The following is a 4,244-nucleotide window of genomic DNA, read 5'->3' on the forward strand; positions in this document are numbered from 1 at the left end:
GTCCCCGTCCGCAGGCTCCGGGCGGCGCCCGTCCCACCCCGGGCGGCATGCCCCGTCCGCAGGGCGGTCCCCGTCCCGGCGGCGGTCCCGGCGGCCCGCGTCCCAACCCCGGCATGATGCCGCAGCGTCCGGCTGCCGGCCCGCGTCCCGGCGGCGGTGGCCCCGGTGGCCGCGGTCCCGGTGGCGGCGGTCGTCCCGGTGGCGGCGGCGGTCGTCCGGGTGGCGGCGGCTTCGCCGGCCGTCCGGCCGGTCCCGGTGGCGGCGGCGGCTTCGCCGGTCGTCCCGGTGGTCCCGGTGGCGGTGGCGGCGGTTTCGCCGGCCGTCCGGGTGGTCCCGGTGGCGGCGGCGGTCGTCCCGGCTTCGGCGGTCGTCCCGGTGGTCCGGGCGGTCGTGGTGGCACGCAGGGCGCCTTCGGTCGTCCCGGCGGTCCCGCGCGTCGTGGTCGCAAGTCGAAGCGGCAGAGGCGCCAGGAGTACGAGGCCATGCAGGCCCCGTCGGTCGGCGGCGTGATGCTGCCTCGCGGCAACGGCGAGACCATTCGCCTGTCGCGCGGTGCCTCCCTCACCGACTTCGCGGAGAAGATCAACGCCAACCCGGCGTCGCTCGTCGCGGTCATGATGAACCTCGGCGAGATGGTCACGGCCACGCAGTCCGTCTCCGACGAGACGCTGCAGCTCCTCGCGGGCGAGATGAACTACACGGTTCAGATCGTCAGCCCCGAGGAGGAGGACCGCGAGCTGCTCGAGTCCTTCGACATCGAGTTCGGTGAGGACGAGGGCGACGACGAGGACCTGGTCGTCCGTCCGCCGGTCGTGACCGTCATGGGTCACGTCGACCACGGTAAGACCCGACTCCTCGACGCCATCCGCAAGACGAACGTCATCGCGGGCGAGGCCGGCGGCATCACCCAGCACATCGGTGCCTACCAGGTCTCCACCCAGGTCAACGACGAGGACCGCGCGATCACCTTCATCGACACCCCGGGTCACGAGGCGTTCACCGCCATGCGTGCCCGTGGTGCCCGGTCGACGGACATCGCGATCCTGGTCGTCGCGGCCAACGACGGCGTCATGCCGCAGACGGTCGAGGCGCTCAACCACGCCAAGGCCGCCGAGGTCCCGATCGTCGTCGCGGTCAACAAGATCGACGTCGAGGGTGCCGACCCGACCAAGGTGCGCGGTCAGCTGACCGAGTACGGCCTGGTGGCCGAGGAGTACGGCGGCGACACCATGTTCGTCGACATCTCCGCCAAGCAGGGTCTGCACATCGACTCCCTGCTGGAAGCGGTCGTCCTGACCGCGGACGCCTCGCTCGACCTGCGGGCCAACCCGAACCAGGACGCGCAGGGCATCTCGATCGAGTCCCGTCTCGACCGCGGCCGTGGTGCCGTGGCGACGGTCCTCGTCCAGCGAGGCACCCTGCGGGTCGGCGACACGATGGTCGTGGGCGACGCCTACGGTCGCGTCCGCGCCATGCTCGACGACAACGGCAACAACGTCGCCGAGGCGGGTCCGTCCACGCCGGTCCAGGTGCTGGGTCTGACCAACGTCCCGGGTGCCGGCGACAACTTCCTGGTGGTCGACGAGGACCGTACGGCCCGTCAGATCGCCGAGAAGCGTGCCGCCCGCGAGCGCAACGCGGCCTTCGCCAAGCGCACGCGCCGCGTCTCCCTCGAGGACCTGGACAAGGTGCTCAAGGCCGGCGAGGTCCAGCAGCTCAACCTCATCATCAAGGGTGACGCTTCTGGTTCCGTCGAGGCTCTCGAGTCCTCCCTGCTCCAGCTGGACGTCGGCGAAGAGGTCGACATCCGCGTCCTGCACCGCGGTGTCGGTGCGGTCACGGAGTCGGACATCGACCTGGCGATGGGCTCGGACGCCATCGTGATCGGCTTCAACGTGCGCGCCGCAGGGCGTGCGCAGCAGATGGCCGAGCGCGAGGGTGTGGACGTCCGGTACTACTCGGTCATCTACCAGGCGATCGAGGAGATCGAGGCGGCCCTCAAGGGCATGCTCAAGCCGGAGTACGAAGAGGTCGAGCTCGGTACGGCGGAGATCCGCGAGGTCTTCAAGTCGTCCAAGCTGGGCAACATCGCGGGTGTTCTCATCCGCTCCGGCGAGGTCAAGCGCAACACCAAGGCGCGCCTCATCCGCGACGGCAAGGTGGTCGCGGAGAACCTCAACATCGAGGGTCTGCGTCGCTTCAAGGACGACGTCACCGAGATCCGCGAAGGCTTCGAGGGCGGTATCAACCTCGGAAACTTCAACGACATCAAGGTCGACGACGTCATCGCGACGTACGAGATGCGCGAGAAGCCGCGCGGCTGACCTGCACAGCACGCGATCGGGGCCGGTCGGCGGACGTAATATCCGTCGATCGGCCCCGGCCGTTGCGTGTACGGTTCCCGTATCGGCGTCGAAGCGTGGCGCCCGTACCCCGAACCGGCGGGACATCCGGACACACATGTATGTGGGGACTCTGTCCTTCGACCTGCTCCTCGGTGACGTGCACTCGCTGAAGGAGAAACGCTCTCTCGTCCGTCCGATCGTGGCCGAGCTCCAGCGCAAGTACGCGGTGAGCGCGGCGGAGACGGATCATCAGAACCTCCATCGCAGGGCCGAGATAGGCCTGGCGATGGTCTCCGGGGACACGGGACACCTCGCGGACGTACTGGACCGCTGCGAACGGCTGGTCGCCGCGCGGCCCGAGGTGGAGCTGCTCTCGGTTCGACGCAGGCTCCACAGCGACGAAGACTGAAGCAACAAGTAAGTACTTAAGGAGACGGACCAGTGGCCGACAACGCGCGCGCCAAGAGGCTGGCGGACCTCATCCGAGAGGTGGTGGCCCAGAAGCTGCTGCGCGGGATCAAGGACCCGCGGCTCGGCTCACACGTCACCATCACGGACACCCGGGTCACGGGTGACCTGCGGGAGGCGACCGTCTTCTACACGGTGTACGGGGGCGACGAGGAGCGGGCGGCCGCGGCAGCCGGGCTGGAGAGCGCCAAGGGCGTGCTCCGGTCCGCCGTGGGGGCGGCGGCGGGCGTGAAGTTCACGCCGACGCTGACCTTCGTCGCGGACGCGCTGCCCGACACCGCCAAGACCATCGACGACCTCCTCGACAAGGCCCGCCAGTCCGACGAGAAGGTGCGCGAGGTCTCGGCGGGTGCCGCCTACGCCGGTGACGCGGACCCGTACCGCAAGCCGGGCGACGAGGACGAGACGGACGACGCCGCCGAATGACCGAGAAGAACCGGACGCCCGACGGCCTTGTCATCGTCGACAAGCCGTCGGGCTTCACTTCGCACGACGTGGTCGCCAAGATGCGCGGGATCGCCAGGACCCGCCGCGTCGGACACGCCGGCACCCTCGACCCCATGGCGACGGGGGTGCTGGTCCTCGGCGTCGAGAGGGCGACCAAGCTGCTCGGGCACCTCGCGCTGACCGAGAAGGAGTACCTGGGCACGATCCGGCTCGGCCAGACGACCCTGACCGACGACGCCGAGGGCGAGATCACGGGGTCGGTCGACGCCTCGAAGGTCACCCGCGACGCCGTCGACGCCGGGATCGCCGAGCTGAGCGGCGACATCATGCAGGTGCCGTCCAAGGTCAGCGCCATCAAGATCGACGGGGTGCGCTCCTACAAGCGGGCCCGGGAGGGCGAGGAGTTCGAGATCCCCGCCCGCCCCGTCACCGTCTCCTCGTTCGCGGTCCACGACGTCCGGGACGCGGTCGCCGAGGACGGCACCCCGGTGCTCGACCTGGTGGTCTCCGTGGTCTGCTCGTCCGGCACCTACATCCGGGCCCTCGCCCGGGACCTCGGTGCCGGTCTGGGCGTGGGCGGCCATCTGACGGCGCTGCGGCGCACCCGCGTGGGCCCGTACAAGCTGGACGCGGCCAGGACCCTCGACCAGCACCAGCAGGAGCTGACGGTGATGCCGATCGCGGAGGCCGCCGCGGCCGCCTTCCGGCGCTGGGACGTCGACGCACGCCGGGCCAAGCTGCTCCTCAACGGCGTACGGCTGGAGATGCCCGACGAGTACGCGGGCGCCGGCACGGTGGCCGTCTTCGATCCCGAGGGCCGTTTCCTGGCGCTGGTCGAGGAGCAGAAGGGCAAGGCCAAGAGCCTCGCCGTCTTCGGCTGAGGCCGGGCCGTGGGGGCACCGGGGTCTTCTGCCCGTGGAGCGGCGATCACGGGGTTGCGCCGCCGCTCCACGGTCCCCCCTCGGTTCCCCCACCCCTAGGGTG

At 70.4% G+C, this 4,244-nt stretch carries 4 protein-coding genes; all 4 read left to right on the forward strand.

The features are described 5' to 3' along the window. Window positions 1-2,324 (forward strand): translation initiation factor IF-2 (gene infB, locus EHS43_RS38745; RefSeq protein WP_185806600.1); only part of this gene is annotated, 2,324 nt, incomplete at its 5' end. A gap of 136 nt (window positions 2,325-2,460) precedes the next feature. Beyond that, window positions 2,461-2,754, forward strand: a complete 294-nt coding sequence (locus EHS43_RS38750) for a DUF503 domain-containing protein (protein ID WP_125195270.1) — start codon at window positions 2,461-2,463, stop codon at window positions 2,752-2,754. A 32-nt stretch (window positions 2,755-2,786) separates the two neighbouring features. Further along, a complete protein-coding gene (gene rbfA, locus EHS43_RS38755; RefSeq protein ID WP_007385054.1) occupies window positions 2,787-3,239 on the forward strand; it encodes a 30S ribosome-binding factor RbfA in 453 nt (150 codons plus the stop codon). Beyond that, window positions 3,236-4,141 carry a tRNA pseudouridine(55) synthase TruB gene (truB, locus tag EHS43_RS38760; RefSeq protein ID WP_125195271.1) on the forward strand — a complete coding sequence of 302 codons (906 nt, stop codon included), beginning with the start codon at window positions 3,236-3,238 and terminating at the stop codon, window positions 4,139-4,141. Before rbfA ends, truB begins: the two co-directional genes overlap by 4 nt. The last annotated feature ends 103 nt before the right edge of the window (window positions 4,142-4,244 follow it).

Source organism: Streptomyces sp. RP5T, from assembly GCF_003933965.1.
Taxonomy (GTDB): domain Bacteria; phylum Actinomycetota; class Actinomycetes; order Streptomycetales; family Streptomycetaceae; genus Streptomyces.